We start from the raw sequence: 15889 nt of genomic DNA on the forward strand, positions 1-15889 counted from the left end.
CGATGAAATACAAAATTGTGCATACCAACACGTTTAAATACGACGCTCCGGTTGATCAGAGCATGAATACAATACGGCTGCGACCACTCGAGGATGAGTGCCAGCAGCTGATATCATACCGCACCGATATCCATCCTTCGGCAATGACGAAGGGGCATGAGGATGTGTGGGGGAACTATGTGGAAGAATTCTTCATCGCTGAGCCCCATACCTCTCTGGAGGTCGTTGCTACCTCCATTGTGACGGTGCAGCGGAGTCCTTTTTTGCAGGATATTCGGTACTCCTCTGAGATGAAGGCGTTGTTTGAGTCTCCTTTATACAAAGAGCATTATGGTGCTTATCTGGTGGAGACCGCGTATACCAGGCTTAATATAGAGCAGATTCGAGCTGTTCAGAAGGAAGCGGGGAGCATGAAGGATCCGCTCAGCTATGCATTACAAGTGATGGATTATTTGTACGGCAGCTTCATCTATGATAAAGACTCTACTAACGTAGAAACAACGGCAGAGGCGGCTTTTGAGCACAGGAGAGGGGTCTGTCAGGATTTTTCTCACGTTATGCTGGGGATTCTGCGGGCCAGTGGCATTCCATCACGTTATGTGAGTGGTTATCTGTACGTAGGAGAAGATTCCGCACTGAAGGGAGATGCTGCTTCGCATGCGTGGGTTGAGGTGATGGTGCCTGGCATTGGCTGGGCGGGTCTTGATCCGACGAACAATGTGGAGGCACTATCCAATCATATAAGAGTGGGTACGGGCCGTGATTATGCGGATGTAAGTCCTCTGCAAGGAAAGTATCGGGGTGGAGAGTCTATTCTTGATGTCGGTGTATCTGTACAGCTGCTGGATGCAAACGAACGACATGATTAGCCGCAAGACTGAAGCGAGAGAGAATCGTTTCGTATGGATGCTTCACGGTTAATAAGAGGAGGATATATCAAAGGTACAATAGAGAATAGGTGATAACATGATGAAATGTCATATTTGTGGTAAATCATTAAACGATGTATTGGAGCATGTTGAACATATATTGCACGAGTGCAGTCAGATTCAGGCAGATCAAGTGCTGCAAGCAGAGCATGAGCAGGAAGCGGGATATGATCCGGCTTAGAATAAATAAATGTAGAACCTGCCGAAGGGCAGGTTTTTTTATGGACAGCGATGTTTTAATCGCGGGGTTTAAGCTATACTATCTTTAAAATTTACCAGAATACCTGGGAGGCTCCCTAAATGTACAGTTGGTCCGTCTCGGATATCATGTCCTATTTCACGGAAGAAAATATCATCATGCTGCTTGAACAATTTCGTTCCTATGGACCGCTGCCCGGCATTCTGATCACATTTCTGAAATCCTTTATCCCGCCGCTGCCAACCCTGCTGATCGTGGGTGCGAACGGGGTTGTGTATGGCTGGGCTGGATTCATCTACTCCTGGATTGGCCTGGTGGGAGGCAGCTTCCTAACTTTTCTGATCATTCGCAGAATTGCGATGACTTCTTACATCCAGCGCTGGGCACAGAAGCCCAAGGTTCAGAAGAGCTTACGCTGGATACAGCGCAATGCGTTCAGCTATGTGTTCCTGCTGGGGATGTTCCCGATGGGGCCGTTTGTGTTGGTGAACATGGCAGCAGGTGCAGCTCAGATGCGCCCCGGTCTCTTCCTGCTCGCGGCAGGGCTTGGCAAAGGAATCATGATATTTTATGTGACTTATATTGGTACCAACCTGGAGGAGATTATCCAGCATCCGCTTATTCTGGTTGGCATCGTCATATTCATCATCCTGACCATTGTGGCAAGCAAAAGAATAGAAGCTTATTACACTGAATCTTCTAATCGGTAATAGGTGTGGAGCGGTCCGCTCTTTCCAAATACCGGATCTTGATCGGGCAAGGGAACTTGCTTGATGTCCTGAAGCACCTTGGGCCGCTCTCCGGCTTCGCCTGTATAGGTGTCATATTCGATGCCATTGGGATAACCGCCCACCACCTGAAAATCACGGCTTGCTTCAATCCTCTTATGGCCGGTTCCGGCAGGAAGAACGATCACATCCCCGGCCGCCGCAGTGACTACGATCCCTTGCTCTCCGCCGAGCTGCAGCTTGACCGATCCGCTGATAACACCGAGAACCTCATGTGTGTTGCTGTGATAATGATGATAAGGGAATACACCGCCTGTCCAGGTGTTCTGCCAATTGTGACTGTTGAATAGGGCTTCCATCTCCTCTTCTCTCCCTCTTAGAACGCTCGGATATAAGAGAACCGGTAAGTTTGGGTGGTTTGGGATGATGCCATCATCCTTGAAACGATAAGCCCGTGTCTTAAATTCGGTATGTGCCATGTGAGTTTTCCTCCTTCTGTTCGCTGTTAAAGTTCATATATGAAACAAGCCATGAACAAGGGATAACCTCTGGTCATGGCTTGCAGGTGCAGTATACGATAACGTTAATGCAGCTTATTTTAATCCTTTTAGCAGGATTAAGACTGCCTTAGGTTGTCCTCAGAGCGGGGATTCCAGTTCTCGGCTTGAGGCTCCACGTCCTCATGCTTTTTCATTTTGTCTACCTGCTCCTTGGAGTCCTTCTCCTTGTCCAATTGATTACGTACCTCTTCGCTTGATTGCTGTTTCATCGTGAACGCCTCCTTGTTCATCGTGGATATAGTTATTACATACCCGGTCTGTAGAAAGGCAAACATGAAGCTGAGACGGGCCTATCTGATATCGGTAATAAACTTATATAATAGAAGTTACATATGGAATAAAATAACTTAGTAGGATAAAATAGCAGAGATATTAACTGTGGAGGTATCCTATGAAACTCGCAGAAGCGCTTATATTACGTTCGGATATACAAACTAAAATACAACAATTAAGATTCCGCTTGGAAGGTGTCGTCAGAGTGCAGGAGGGGGAGCCGCCTGCCGAAGATCCTGCCGAGTTATTTGCTGAACTGGAGGAGAGCTTGAGCCAATATACGAAGCTGGTTCAAGATATCAATCGCACCAACTCTCAAACCCTGCTCGACACGGGCATCAGTATCGCGGATGCGCTTGCACTGCGTGAGAATTATGTGAAGCATCGGGATGTGCTGTATGATGTCATCAGGCAAGCAACCATTCGTCTGGAGCGGACAAGCAGATCCGAGATCAAGTTCGTTACCACGGTTGACCACAAGAAGCTGCAGAAGCAGGTTGACGAACTCGCAAAGGCTCACCGTGTATTAGATACGAAGATCCAGGAGAAGAACTGGACGACAGAGCTGATCACGACAGCGTAATAACGGAAGTGACAGCATGCTTTAAGTAGAGCATCGGTAAGTTGGTAGCCTTCCTGAAGAAAGCGAGCATAAGCCTACCAAGGCAGGCAAGGTCTTGGAACCCATTTGATAAAAAATCGACGAGAGCCGGGGACTCCATTCATTACAATTTATCCCCAGTACAATGTACATATCACATGTAATTGTTAATGTTATGACCAAATGCTGATTTTTCAGGTAATGGCGAGGGCGGGCCAGGGGACAATACCGAGATGATAAGACGGTTCGTGCGAGAAGGCATGAGCCGTCTTTTTATTTTGCAGAATTTGGGCGAGTTAAAAATTAACATGAGTGAGAATAAAACTTTATGGAAATTTTAAGCGGTATACGTTGATACATATAGTGATCAGCATGCTCTTTGACACCGCATATAGTAGCAAATATGAGAAAAAGCGAATTCATGGATGGAGAATAGGCTAATGCATGTCGTATTGACAAAAAAGGTGTATTTGTTACAATGTTCACAAGGTATTCACAATTGCCAAAATATTTATTTCATGTTCACGTGTAAGAAGTGTAATATTAGGGTATAGGATCCGTTTTTATGACCTGTTCGGTAAGTTTGTTATTGCGATGGGATGATCATATTCGTGTCTGCAATAGATCCATGGAATACATCACACTTCTGCTGTAGAGCTGCCTGAGCCGCCCTTAGTGGCATCGGCTCTTTCTTTGTGTGAAAATTGTTACATTACAATCATGTAGTTCCTTGATCGACTAGATTGCTTAGCAGAAATGTCAGGCGAGCGGGCTTATAACCCAAAGTAAAGGAGGACGTTCTCTTATGTCACAACCGACGCAACAAGAAGTACCTGCTACAGGTGCTCCTCAAGCACAAAATGATGTGCTCGATCAATTGATGAAGCCGGAGGTTCAGGAGTCTCTTACTGTTCTGGTTGAGAACTTGCCTAAACTGGCTGAAATGGTAACTGCAATGACTACAGCTTATGACTTTGCTCAAGGGCTGGCGAAGGACCAAGTATTCGTAAACGACATGAAAGTTGCCTTTGGTGAATTTACTACTCCAGTAGTGGAAAAAGCAAAAGGTGTTGCTTCTGCAGCCATCGAAGCTGGCGATCGCGCTCATGCGGAACAGTCTTCTGTTGGCTTGTTCGGCATGCTCAAAATGCTGAAAGACCCTAACGTACAACACACGCTTCGTTTTGCCCAAGCTTTCTTGAGCATTCTGAACGAGCGTCAGAACAACAAACAAGACTAAGATTTTTTCATACGAAAGTAAGAACGGAGGATGGATATGTCGAAGCAAATTTTGATCCTGGGCGGCGGCTACGGCGGATTGCTGAGCGCACTTGCAGCGCGTCAATACCTGACTGCTGAAGAAGCAACCATTACAGTTGTGAACCGCTTCCCGACTCACCAAATCATTACAGAATTGCATCGTCTGGCTGCAGGTACAATTAAAGAGAAGGCTGTTGCTCTTCCACTTGAGAAGCTGCTCCGCGGTAAAGACGTGAATCTTAAAATTGATACGGTTGCCGAAATCAAGCCTGACGAGAACAAAGTCACAATGAAGAGCGGAACCATCTATAGCTATGACTACCTGGTTGTTGCTCTGGGTAGTGAAACTGCATTCTTCGGTATTCCAGGACTTCAAGATTACAGCTTTACGCTGAAATCGGTTGAAGAGGCGAACAATATTCGCGCACACGTGGAAGCTCGTCTGGATGCATACAAGAAAACAGGCGAGAAAAAAGACGCTACTATCGTTATCGGCGGAGGCGGCTTGACAGGTATCGAGCTTGTTGGTGAGTATGCAGACGTACTTACTGAAGTTTGTAAACAAAAAGGCATCAACCGCAGCGAAGTGGAGCTCTACAGCGTAGAAGCAGGTCCTTCGATTCTGGCAGGATTCCCGCCAGAGCTGGTTGAGCGTGCACAAACAAGCCTTGAGAAACGCGGCGTGAAATTCATCGTTGGCGTAGCGATCACAGAAATGCAAGAGCATACGGTATTCCTGAAGGACGGCAGCTCCATCGAGACAAGCACTCTGATCTGGACTGGCGGCGTTCAAGGTAATGCGGTAGTTGCAAACTGCGGTATCGAAGTGAACCGCGGACGTGCAACTGTGAAAGAAACATTGCATTCCACATCCCATGAGAATGTGTTCATCGCTGGTGACAGCGCAGTTGTTATTCCGAGCGAAGGCGCGCGTCCTTACCCTCCAACAGCACAGCTTGCTTGGCAAATGGGTGAGACGATCGGACATAACCTGGCAGCTACCATCAAGGGCGGCGAACTTGAAGTCTTCACTCCAGTCTTCTCCGGTACACTGGGAAGCCTTGGACGTAAAGATGCCATCGCAATGCTTGGAGGAAGTCAGACTCGTCTGAAAGGTCTTCCTGCAACACTCATGAAAGAAGCAAGTAACATTCGTTACCTGAAACATATTGAGGGTCTATTCGCTCTGGCGTATTAAGCTCCTCATCTAGAAGGCGTCCCCTTAGGGGGCGTCTTTTTTCTATTTCGGCATAGCTCTAAGTACAGTGGTGCATTACATATAGACATATATTAAGATGAGAAGTGTACTACAGAGCCAAACGGGGACAATAGATCAAGAAGTGAACCTTTATATCCATATAAATGGTTGCTATTAGCTGTTCAATTTGGGTAAGTAGATAGGAATACCTTTATATAATCTAAGGGTATGCATAATTGAATGGAAGGGAGCTATTGCATCATGAATGTACTCGTTATTGGAGCGAATGGACAAATAGGAAGACATCTTGTATCTCAGCTGAAAGAGAACCCGGGGCATACTGTTCGTGCTATGGTTCGTAAACAGGAACAGTTAGAGGCACTCGATAAATCAGGGGTAGAGGCAGTTCTTGCCGATCTGGAAGGCACGGTAGAGGAGCTGGCGGAAGCCATGAAGGGGAATGATGCTGTTGTCTTCACGGCGGGATCAGGCGGAAGTACAGGGGCAGACAAGACCTTGCTCATTGATCTGGATGGTGCAGTGAAGACGATGGAAGCGGCAGAGAAGGCAGGCATTTCTCGTTACATTATGGTAAGCGCCATCTATGCAGAAGACAGAACCAAGTGGCCAGACGCTATCAAGCCATATTATGTGGCCAAGCACTATGCAGATAAGTGGCTGGAGAATTCGTCCCTGAATTATACGATTATTCGCCCAGGAGGGCTTAAGAATGAGCCAGGGAACGGCAAAGTATCTTTGAATCCAGAGACTGGAGAGAGCAGTATACCTCGCGAAGATGTAGCTGCTGTCATTGTGGCTGCGCTGGATGCGGACAACACGTATAGAAAGGCCTTTCCACTCGTATCCGGAAGGGAATCCATTAACGAGGTGATTGAACAAATTTAGTCCTGTGATCTATGATGATATTCATATTTAAATGAAGCGGGGGAGTCGTCATGAGTGCATCCATTCTCATTGTGGAGGATGAAGAGAAGATCGCTCGATTGCTTGAAATCGAGCTGGAATACGAGAATTATAAAGTGCATAAAACGACAAGCGGCACGGAGGGGCTTAAGGCTTATCAACAAGGGGAGTATGATCTCATTCTGCTCGATGTGATGCTGCCGGGACTGAGCGGAATTGAAGTGCTGCGGCGTATTCGCAGCCAGGATGAGCACACACCGGTCATCCTGCTGACAGCGAAGGGATCTGTGGAGGACAAGGTGTCGGGACTTGATCTGGGGGCAACGGATTATATCACCAAGCCGTTTCAGATCGAAGAATTGCTGGCTCGTGTACGGGCTGCGCTGCGTTTGAGCAGTAAGCTGCAGCCCCAGCCGGCAGCAGCGGCAAACGGCGGAGAGTTCGAGACGTGGCTCACAGCAGGTAATCTGCGTGTGAATGAGGCCACTAGAGAGGTCAAACGCGGGGAGGGCTCGATAGAGCTCACTCCCCGTGAATTTGATCTGCTTGTCTATTTGCTGCGCAATCAGCGCCAAGTATTGAATCGAGAGCAAATTCTTGAAGCCGTGTGGGGTTACGACTACATGGGAGATACGAATGTGGTTGATGTCTATATACGTTATGTCCGCAAAAAAGTGGATCATGGTCATGAAACTGGACTTATACATACAGTGCGCGGTGTCGGTTACGTGCTTAAGGCGGAAGCATGAAGCTGAGAACGACGATTTACGTTTATACGTCCGTATTTTTTATGATACTGCTTCTGTTGATTAATGCATTTATCTATATTCTGTTTGATCGCATGTCGATCAATACCCAGACAGAGCGGGCAGAAGCAGAAGCGAGTGCCGTTGTGGAAGGAATAAAGAACGCAGCGGTGAGCGTTGCTCCGGATGATCTCCTTCGCGCTTTTGTTCCGGCCGATGGCATGCTCCGTCTGGTACGGATGTCGGGCGAGGGACAGGTAGTAACATCTCAAACCCAGCAGCACTTAAGAAATCTGGATGCGCCATACCGTCCCAATAAAGTATCACAGGTCACGGAGGTGGATGGAGCAAGGTACGTATTTGTATCGATGCCGATCATTTGGGTAGACGGTGAGGTCGTTAATATACAAATTACCGAAAGCCTGGCGAGCGCAGATAACAATCTGCGTGTATTGCGTAACGTACTATTCTCCGTCTCAGTAGCAGCACTCATTGCTGTCATTATTTCCAGTCGTCTGCTCAGTGGAATCATTATCAAGCCCATATCAAGGATGATTGACACTATGAAGAATATTGAACAGGGCGGCGGCTTCAAATCCATCGATTTGGAGAAGAAATCCAAGGATGAGCTGTTCGAGATGGGCAATACGTTCAATCGCATGATTGACAGACTTGAGCTGAATTATGAGAAGCAGGAGCAATTTGTCTCTAATGCTTCACATGAGCTCAAGACCCCTTTAACCGTAATTGAGAGCTATGCAAGCCTGCTGAAACGCAGAGGTGCAGAGCGACCTGATCTGTTCAATGAGTCTGTTGAGGCCATTCATTCTGAGGCGGTTCGGATGCGTGAAATGACAGAGCAGCTGCTGCTCATGGCTAGGCAGACCGAATCTGCCGGAGTGAAGCTGGAATCCTGCAATATTGCGGATATGACGCAGGACACAGCCCGGTCCTATCAGACGGCCTATCGCAGAGAGGTGAATGTGCATATCGAAGCGGCTGATGAGCAGATGTTCGCGATCACGGATCTTAATAAAGCCAAGCAGCTCCTTATTCTGTTCCTCGATAACGCGAGGAAATACAGTGAAGAGCACATTGATATCCAGGTCGATAAGGAAGAAGGTCATATTAAAGTTTCGATTCGAGATTACGGTATTGGCATGTCGGACAGTGAGCTCGCCAAAGTATATGACCGCTTCTATCGTGTGGATCAGGCCAGAACACGTAAGCAAGGCGGATCAGGACTCGGGCTGTCGCTGGCCAAAGAAATTGCCGGCCATATTCAGGCCGAGATTGAGCTGAAGAGCCGTCCTGGAGAAGGTACTACGGCGATATTACGCTTCCCCTCCTTTCTCAGCAAATTCTCATAAAGCTTCGCTATAATGGCTTTCATAAGCCGTATATGGCTGTGTTGTGATATGAAACTTAAGAGGGGTGTTCTCCTAGTGAATGTTAAAAAGTGGGGTTTATATGGCGGTGTGGCTGCAGTACTGGTGCTGGCAATTGGTCTTTATTATTTTCAGCCATGGAACCGTACGGATATTTTATCAGCTGAGGCGGTATCCGAGAGCGTGATTTTGCAATATCCAGGAAAGATTGAGGAAAACAAGCTGCAGGGTGATGAGTATCACCTGCGTCTCGTTACGAAGACGGGTGGCGAATACCGCCTAACGGTAGATGCCGAGACTGGAAGCATTCAAACGATCGAGCAGATTTCAGAGGCCGAAGTGAATACACCAGTACCTCAGAGCAGAGAAGCTATCAAGAAGGCCGTCCTGGCCGATACGCCGGGAGAGCTGAAGTATCTGGAGCTTATCTCTGATTCCTCAGGAGAAAATTATTACAAAGCTGAGGTGCAGACAGTAGATCAGATTGTAGAGTTACAGCTTGATCCGTACAGCGGGGAAGTTCTGTCGCGATCTGAGGTACAGCCCCAGAAACCCGATTCTGGCAGTGAACAGCCGGGTGAATCAGAAGAGCCGATCCGTCTGATTAGTGAACAGGATGCAATTGATATTGCTCTTGCTGAGGTGAAGGGAGAATTCGAGGACATCGAGCTGCGAGCCAGAGAATCAGATATTCCTTATTATCTGGTCGAAATTGAGGATGTGAGCGGTGAAGAAATGATCGTTCAAGTGCTTGCCATTACGGGTACGGTCAAATCTGTTATGCCTGAGGATGTTTTTGATAATAATGACGATGATCAAGATGATGAGAATGAGTAATGATTAGAGTCTATAATATAAAAATGTGAGTTCACTTCATTTTCTCATCAAATTCTAATCTTACTCTTTCTTTGCTCTCATTTGGCAGGGGTAAGATGGTGTTGTAAGGGAGAAACAAACAACCCAATAACACGAAATGGAGCTGATGAGTGATGAAGAAACAAGTCGTATTGAGCGGGGTTTTGGCAGTAGGTTTGATCGCTGGAGGGACGGCAATCTTCGCCGCAAGTAATACGGGAACAGCAACTACAACGGGAAACAGTGAGGTATCCTCATCCTCCTTCAACCCGGATACGATGATTAACTTCGGTCAGGCGAAGAAAGCAGCGCTGAAGGCAGCTGGGAATAAAGGTCATATCGATGATATCGATTTGGAGAGATATAATAACAAAGCCTTTTATGATGTGGAAATCGAGCAAGGCGACAAGGATGTCACCGTTTATATCGATGCTTATACAGGAAAGACGCTCGATGTATTCACAAGCAATGAGGACGACGATCGTTATGATGATGACCGCTACGAGGATGACGATGATCGTTACGAGTCGGAAACCATCGCTTCTGTGAAGCTCTCTGCAGCCGACGCGGAGAAGATTGCGAAGAAGCAGCTAAGCAACAGCAAGGTGGTGCAGATTGAGCTGGATGAGGATGACAACCGTCTTCAATACGAAGTAGAGGTCGTTAACTCGAAGTATGAAGCAGAGGTTGAGATTGATGCGAACACCGGCAAGGTGCTGTCTGTAGACAAAGACGAACGTGACGACGATTAATCGAGAGTGAGCTGGATAACAATTACAGCTTGATTAGCTATAGATGCATGATGGAAGGCCCTCACGAGTGAGGGTCTTTTTTTATTAGCTTCGTATACAGGGCCAAATCAATTTAACAATAAATCCCTAGTAAGATTATTTAAGCTGAGGCTCACTATAACAACAATGAAGAATAATGCAAATCCTGAACTATTTGCGAAACTCATACGTTATTCGTTGAATAAATCGACGGATCGAGGGGAGGTAAAGTGATACATGAGAGATTTACTGAGCAAGTTAATGATCATTGTCCTTATCCTAAGCTTGGCAACAGGGTGCCAGCATCAAAGCTCGCAATCCAAGGATCATGATCTGCTGCACGTGAAGTCTGCGGACAGAGAACATTCCAAGAAAGTTATATTTCTGCTGGTCGATTCGTTAATGGCAGAAGCCATTGATCAAGGAATCCGGCAGGGTGAGCTGCCAAGCTTCAAATACTTAATCGATCATGGCCAATATTACAGGGATATGGTTACCTCCTTCCCTACGATGTCGGTGTCTATTGACAGTTCTTTGCTGACAGGTACCTATCCTGATGAGCATCAAGTTCCAGGGCTCGTGTGGTATTCCGCGCAGGAGAAGAAATTAATCAACTATGGATCAGGTCCTGCGGAGATCTGGAATCACGGCATCAACAGGACACTGGCCGATGCTATCGTACATTTAAACGGCAAGCATCTGAGTTCGGAGCAGTCTACAATTTACGAAGATTTGGCACGTAAACATCTAACATCCGGTTCAATAAACGGGTTGATCTACCGAGGGCTGTCGGATCATACGCTTCAGCTTCCCGCTTGGGTGTATGGACCATCTTCATTGCCGCAGCTCATCCAGGTCAAGGGTCCGGATCTGCTATCTTTGGGGTCGATTGCTAATCCATTTGAGAACTCGTCCAAGGATACGCCTGCGCATAATTTGCCCGATGGTCTGCCAGATCGAATGGGTCTTACGAACAAGTACTCGGTAGAAGCTGTAAAATATTTGGTGAAGCAAAATAAGCTGCCTGATTTTCTATTTGCCTATCTTCCCGATCTGGATCAAAAAATACATAAGAGCGGTCCGCCCGGGCTGAAGGGAGTCAAAGAAGTGGACAAGCAGCTTGACGGAATTCTGCAGGCTTTTGGATCACGTGAGGCAGCGATGAATGAGTCGATTATTATTATTGCTGGAGACAGCGGGATGACGAGACTGCTGCCGAAGGATCAGAACTCCGTGATTGATCTGCCTGATCTGTTCACAGATTATCAAGTTCTTCGTGCGGGTAAGGAAGTCACAGACGAGACAGATATTATTCTCGCTGTGAATGAAACAATGGCTTATGTATATCCGAACCATAAGGTGAAGCCCTACGAAGAATGGGCTCGTCTCATGACTATAGATCCTCGTATTGATTTTGTATCCTGGCGTGAGGGGGAATGGATTCATGTACTTCAAGGGGGAACGAACAAAGCATTTATGTATCGAGCTGGCGGGAGCCTTGTCGATCCCTACCAGCAGAAATGGACGATTAAAGAGGCGGCGGATGTACTGGATTTGAGCATAGATGAGAGGCGTGGATCGTTAAAATATGGTGACTATCCTGATGGGCTCCAGCGACTGTCTAGTGCACTTCATTCCCATCCAGGAGATTTCCTGGTCGTCACAGCGAAGCCGGGATATGAACTGGCAGATCGCAGCTCACCGACACATGAAGGCGGCGGCGGTCATGGATCCATCCGCATGGACGAGTCACTCATCCCTCTAATTATATGCGGAACGGATCAGAGGCCGCCTGAACAGTTAAGAATCATTGATCTGAAGGAATTTCTGCTGCAGCTGCTCACGGACTGAATCAAGCCAATTTTGCCTCGGCGATTGTATCGGCTGCCGCCGCTGTTGTCATGCCGTTCTTACGAGCATACTCGTACAGATGCTTAAGGGTATCAGGTATCTTCTCAACGGCTGCCGCCGCCCCTTGTGCCCCGGTTCCGGCAAGCTCTGCGCCGGTACTAAGGATTCCACCTGCATTAATGGCATAATCGGGAGCATACAGAATATTTCGCTGCTCCAGCATATCGCACAGCTGTTCATCAGCTAACTGGTTATTGGCCGCACCGGCAATAATTCCGCAGGACAGCCGGGGAATGCTCAGATGAGTAAGCGTTCCGCCCATCGCGCAGGGAGCATAGACCTCACAGCTGTGCAGATGAATATCGTCAGATGAGACGGCCAAGGCGTTGAATTCACGTACAGCCCGACTCATTTTGCCTGAATCAATATCAGTTACGATCAGCTGAGCCCCGGCCTGATGCAGTCGCCTTGCCAAGGCATAACCGACTTTGCCCAGTCCTTGGAGCGCGACGCGGACTCCATTCATATCACTCAGCCCATATTTATGGGTCAGTGAAGTCTGAATGCCAAGAAATACACCATAGGCCGTCATTTCGGCAGTGAAGTTTCCGGTTGCGCCCAGCGTTCCACTCTGATCGGTCACATACCGCGTTTCACGATGAATCTGGTCCATATCCTGTGGAGTCGTGCCGAGATCAACCCCGGTAATATACTCTCCGTGCAGTCTCTCTATGAATCGGCCGAGTGCAGCAAATGCTTCATCCCGCCTCATGCCCGCATGCTCCATTACTACGGCCTTGCCCCCGCCATAGGGCAATCCAGAAATAGCTGCCTTATAGGTCATGCCTCTGGCGAGCTTCATGGCATCCTGGGCTGCCTCCTGCTCCGAAGCATACGACCATAAACGGCAGCCACCCAGAGCCGGTCCCAGCTTGGTGCTGTGCAAGGCGATAACCGCCCTCAGACCACTCTTCTGATCCTGACAAAATACGAGCTGCTCCATCCCCCGGGCCTGCATTGCCTTCCAGAGATCCATGGCTGATGCGCCTCCTCCGTTGTTTCTATGTGCACCCTTATATTTGTCTAATATATTCGCATCGTCGCTAGAAGGCGCATGGACAGATGTACTGATTATTGGTGCTTCGCAGGAAACGGTTTGTTTCAGTATAATGATACAGGTGTAATACAATTGGATATGCTGTATTTAGGAACATCGGATAAGGCGCCGCATAAGAAGAGCGTTTTGGGGCTTACAGCTTGGTAGATAGGAGTGTGATGACATGGGCACAACGTTGCTTTTTATTTTTGCAATCCAGATTGTATACGTATCGGCTTATACGCTGAGGATGATTCTGACGCTTAAGGGGCAGAAGTATATCGCGGCACTCATCAGTATGGTCGAGATCGTTATTTACGTACTCGGACTAAATCTGGTGCTTAGTTATTTGGATCAGATTGCAGCTTTGGTCGTATATGCGGTTGGCTACGGGCTGGGTATCTTGATCGGGGCCTGGATTGAGGAGAAGATCGCTCTTGGCTATGTAACGGTCAAAGTGATCTGTGACCAGGCAAGAGGAACGATTGTAACCACGCTTAGAGAAAAAGGCTACGGTGTTACCTCATGGCTCGGCAATGGACGGGATGGGGACCGGCTCGTCATGGAAATACTGGCAAAGCGTAAAAATCAGAAGAAGCTATACCAGTCCATTCTGGAGCTTGATCCCAAAGCCTTTATTATCACGGTGGAGCCCAAGCAGTTCCATGGCGGCTTCTGGACAAGATCCATTAAGCGATAAAGAGCTCATTTTATCTATAATGATATAGAAATATGAGCTGAAGATTGTAGGAGCATAACAAGCATAAGAGCTTAAAGCGTTCAAGAGGTATAGAACATCTAAATTTTATGAGCCTGGCGAGCACCTTAGCGGTGTGAGCAGGCTCTTTTTTTATTACAGAGCATGTGAAGAAATGATTATTGTGCTGCTGTAGGAGTACATTACCTAGCTCACAGCTGTTCTGCTGATTATTGATGTAATCGCTTGCAGAGGTTAAATTGAGAGCAATTCGAAACAGAGGAGGCAAGAAATGATGAAAAGAAAGCACAAACCTTGGAGGACCCTGTTTGCAGCGGTAATTAGTCTCGCGCTGGTCATAACGGTTGTTCCTCTACAACAGTCGGCTGCAGCTGGAAATGCAGATTATAATCTGACAGGCTTCTCGGCCGGGAATACGGGAGGGGGGATTGTCAGCGAGACCGACACAGCGAAATATCGAAAAGTTTATAATGCGACAGAACTGGCGGCCGCATTAAAGAAAGGGTCGGGCGTCAAGGTAGTGGAGATTATGAACGATCTTGATTTGGGCTGGAACGAGCTCCCTGCTACGGCTCAGAAATCACCTTTTGCCGAGCACAATGATGCCCTAACCCATCCTGTACTGAAGCAGACGGGCGTCAGCAAGCTGACGATTGACGGCTTTAATGGGCTTACGATCTTCTCTGCGAACGGAGCTACAATCAAGCATGCAGCGATCAGCGTGAAGCGCAGCCAGAATGTGATCATTCGAAATCTTGAATTCGATGAGCTGTGGGAGTGGGATGAATCCTCCAAGGGAGATTACGACAAGAATGACTGGGATTACATTACCCTTGAGGAGACCAGTAAAGTGTGGATTGACCACTGTACGTTTCATAAAGCCTATGATGGACTCGTCGATGCGAAAAAAGGAACAAATGGTGTCACGATCTCATGGTCTGTATTCAAGGGCGATGACAGAAGTGCAAACAGCTGGGTCACACAGCAGATCAATGAACTGGAAGCAAACCGCTCCTCCTATCCGATGTACAACTATTTACGCAGTAGTGCGGTAGGTCTAAGCAAGGATGATATTATTGCAATTGCAGCTTCTCAGAAAAAAGGACATCTCGTCGGCTCGACTTCCTTTGACTCGGGCAATCCAAGTCTGTCGATAACCCTGCATCATAATTACTACAAGGATATTCAAGATCGCTTGCCGCGCCTCCGGGGCGGAAACGCACATGCCTATAACATCATCATGGACAGTGGAGATGCAAGACTGGCCAAGCAGCGAATTACACCGGCGATGGCTGCCGCTATTTCATCCAAAGGCTATAAGTTTGATGTAACGAGCAATGGCGCCATCTCAACCGAGGGAGGGACTGTCCTCGTTGAGAAATCAAGCATCATCGGCATTCAGTATCCGATGCGCAACAATCAGACGGACCCATCCGATGCTTCGTACACCGGTAAGATTCGTGCCGTGGATACGATGTATTCCCTCGACGGTTCCTCATTCCGGGGCAGCAGTGATACAGCAGGGAGTCCGCTTGCACCTGTCCCTGCGACCATCATTCCGTTTAGCTGGAGCGGTATAAGCTCGCTGCCTTACAGCTACACGATGGAGGATCCTTCGACACTCCAATCGAGGCTTACGGGAACGGCAGGAGCGGGAGCAGGCAAGCTGAGCTGGAGCAAGGATAATTGGCTGAAGATTACGTATTAAATGTTCTGATTCGCCTTATTTATTGACAACATACAGCCCGGTGAGCATCGTCCGTACAGAGCTTACCGGGCTATTTCTATTAAGT

17 protein-coding genes are annotated in these 15889 nt (G+C 47.6%); 14 read left to right on the plus strand and 3 right to left on the minus strand.

The window, feature by feature from the left end; genetic code table 11:
* Positions 1-2 precede the first annotated feature (2 nt).
* The 3 genes from TCA2_RS16600 (at position 3) to TCA2_RS16605 (ending at position 1838) form a co-directional block, all read left to right on the plus strand.
* Positions 3-869, plus strand: coding sequence for a transglutaminase family protein (locus TCA2_RS16600; protein ID WP_047912712.1), 867 nt, complete (start codon positions 3-5; stop codon positions 867-869).
* Between the two features lie 97 nt (positions 870-966).
* Positions 967-1110 (plus strand): hypothetical protein, encoded by a 144-nt coding sequence (locus TCA2_RS27240; protein WP_238546425.1) that lies wholly within the window; start codon positions 967-969, stop codon positions 1108-1110.
* 119 nt (positions 1111-1229) lie between these two features.
* The gene (locus TCA2_RS16605; protein ID WP_047912713.1) at positions 1230-1838 is read left to right on the plus strand and encodes a TVP38/TMEM64 family protein; all 609 of its coding nucleotides are present in this window, start codon (positions 1230-1232) and stop codon (positions 1836-1838) included.
* Here the strand turns inward: TCA2_RS16605 and TCA2_RS16610 are convergent.
* A complete protein-coding gene (locus TCA2_RS16610; RefSeq protein ID WP_047912714.1) occupies positions 1814-2335 on the minus strand; it encodes a cupin domain-containing protein in 522 nt (173 codons plus the stop codon). The two genes, TCA2_RS16605 and TCA2_RS16610, sit on opposite strands and share 25 nt — an antisense overlap.
* A gap of 137 nt (positions 2336-2472) precedes the next feature.
* The gene (locus tag TCA2_RS27245; RefSeq protein WP_193746071.1) at positions 2473-2625 is read right to left on the minus strand and encodes a hypothetical protein; all 153 of its coding nucleotides are present in this window, start codon (positions 2623-2625) and stop codon (positions 2473-2475) included.
* Between the two features lie 182 nt (positions 2626-2807).
* Between TCA2_RS27245 and TCA2_RS16615 the strand changes: the two genes are divergently transcribed.
* From TCA2_RS16615 to TCA2_RS16655, 9 genes are all read left to right on the plus strand, one after another.
* Positions 2808-3272: a DIP1984 family protein gene (locus TCA2_RS16615; protein ID WP_047912715.1), complete on the plus strand. Its 465-nt coding sequence runs from the start codon at positions 2808-2810 to the stop codon at positions 3270-3272.
* 823 nt (positions 3273-4095) lie between these two features.
* Positions 4096-4530 (plus strand): DUF1641 domain-containing protein, encoded by a 435-nt coding sequence (locus tag TCA2_RS16620; RefSeq protein WP_047912716.1) that lies wholly within the window; start codon positions 4096-4098, stop codon positions 4528-4530.
* A 36-nt stretch (positions 4531-4566) separates the two neighbouring features.
* Complete coding sequence (locus TCA2_RS16625) at positions 4567-5748, plus strand: NAD(P)/FAD-dependent oxidoreductase (RefSeq protein ID WP_047912717.1); 1182 nt, start codon at positions 4567-4569, stop codon at positions 5746-5748.
* A 261-nt stretch (positions 5749-6009) separates the two neighbouring features.
* Complete coding sequence (locus TCA2_RS16630; protein ID WP_047912718.1) at positions 6010-6654, plus strand: SDR family oxidoreductase; 645 nt, start codon at positions 6010-6012, stop codon at positions 6652-6654.
* A 50-nt stretch (positions 6655-6704) separates the two neighbouring features.
* Positions 6705-7421, plus strand: a complete 717-nt coding sequence (locus TCA2_RS16635; RefSeq protein WP_047912719.1) for a response regulator transcription factor — start codon at positions 6705-6707, stop codon at positions 7419-7421.
* Entirely contained in the window at positions 7418-8788 is a 1371-nt protein-coding gene (locus TCA2_RS16640) for an ATP-binding protein (RefSeq protein ID WP_047912720.1), read from the plus strand. The genes TCA2_RS16635 and TCA2_RS16640 overlap by 4 nt, the downstream gene beginning before the upstream one ends.
* 75 nt (positions 8789-8863) lie before the next feature.
* Entirely contained in the window at positions 8864-9643 is a 780-nt protein-coding gene (locus tag TCA2_RS26230) for a PepSY domain-containing protein (protein WP_052512099.1), read from the plus strand.
* Positions 9644-9795: 152 nt separating this feature from the next.
* Positions 9796-10413 carry a PepSY domain-containing protein gene (locus TCA2_RS16650; RefSeq protein WP_047912721.1) on the plus strand — a complete coding sequence of 206 codons (618 nt, stop codon included), beginning with the start codon at positions 9796-9798 and terminating at the stop codon, positions 10411-10413.
* Positions 10414-10668: 255 nt separating this feature from the next.
* A complete protein-coding gene (locus TCA2_RS16655; RefSeq protein ID WP_047912722.1) occupies positions 10669-12282 on the plus strand; it encodes an alkaline phosphatase family protein in 1614 nt (537 codons plus the stop codon).
* 1 nt (position 12283) lies between these two features.
* Here the strand turns inward: TCA2_RS16655 and TCA2_RS16660 are convergent, their stop codons facing one another.
* A complete protein-coding gene (locus TCA2_RS16660) occupies positions 12284-13318 on the minus strand; it encodes a Glu/Leu/Phe/Val dehydrogenase dimerization domain-containing protein (RefSeq protein ID WP_047912723.1) in 1035 nt (344 codons plus the stop codon).
* A 244-nt stretch (positions 13319-13562) separates the two neighbouring features.
* Between TCA2_RS16660 and TCA2_RS16665 the strand changes: the two genes are divergently transcribed.
* Positions 13563-14078, plus strand: a complete 516-nt coding sequence (locus tag TCA2_RS16665; protein WP_047912724.1) for a DUF2179 domain-containing protein — start codon at positions 13563-13565, stop codon at positions 14076-14078.
* 289 nt (positions 14079-14367) lie between these two features.
* A complete protein-coding gene (locus TCA2_RS16670; protein WP_370510363.1) occupies positions 14368-15804 on the plus strand; it encodes a hypothetical protein in 1437 nt (478 codons plus the stop codon).
* Positions 15805-15889 lie beyond the last annotated feature (85 nt).

It is taken from the genome of Paenibacillus sp. TCA20 (genome assembly GCF_000732325.1).
Lineage (GTDB): Bacteria > Bacillota > Bacilli > Paenibacillales > Paenibacillaceae > Paenibacillus > Paenibacillus urinalis.